We start from the raw sequence: 807 nt of genomic DNA, 5'->3' as shown, positions 1-807 counted from the left end.
TGGTTAATTACAGAACAACCTGCCGAGTTAGTTTTTGACGTAAAACCAGATAGAACATATATAGCTGTTATTGATGAAGATTTTAATATTGATGATTTTGTGAGTCTAGGAAAAGGTACTTTAAAGTTCATTTGTCCAATGCCTTATAAATTAGGCCCGAATAGAAATATAGATTTCAGATTAGAGGGAAGTAGACTAATCACAAATATATCGAATAATGGGAGTAAATATTCTGATCCTAAGTTCACAATTCATGTAGAAAATCCATCCACTTTTATTGATATTTCACGAAAAAAAGAAGAAGAAACGCAACATTTTCGTATGGGATATCCTGTTTCTGTGGAAGAACGAACAGTCGAAAAAGAACAGCTTGTTATGCACGATGAAATGAAAACAATGGTTGGTTGGACTCAAACAGGACCGAACACTGACGAAGGTGAAAACACAGGAACTCTAAAATCAGATGGTGATCGCTTTGTAATTGATAACTTTGGTGCAGGTAGTAAATGGCATGGTGGGGTTGCTAGAAAGAGTTTAAAGGAACCACTACAAGACTTCACGATTGAAGCAATCGTTGAGTGTTGGAACCAAAATAGTGCCCATTCAATGGGGCGTGTAGAAATCTATTTATTGGATGTGAACTCGGATGTTATAGCTAAACTGACGATGGCAGAGGTTCACCTAAATGTAGCGAGTAACTACGGTGAAATAAGAGCTGGGAAGATTAAAGAGGGGCACCATATCATATCCACTACTGGCGATAGCCCTTGGACTTGGAATGATTTCTTTGGTCGTCTACGGCTCACG

At 38.0% G+C, this 807-nt stretch carries 1 protein-coding gene; it reads left to right on the top strand.

Annotated elements, in window-relative coordinates; all coding sequences use genetic code 11:
* Positions 1-807, top strand: an 807-nt coding sequence (locus ACQGSG_RS29215; RefSeq protein WP_426948789.1) for a distal tail protein Dit, incomplete at both ends; no start/stop codon positions are given.

The sequence above is a fragment of the Bacillus sp. GMa5/1 genome, from assembly GCF_050172015.1.
Classification (GTDB): Bacteria; Bacillota; Bacilli; order Bacillales; family Bacillaceae_G; genus Bacillus_A; species Bacillus_A cereus.
This window is presented reverse-complemented; position numbering and strand designations above follow the sequence as displayed.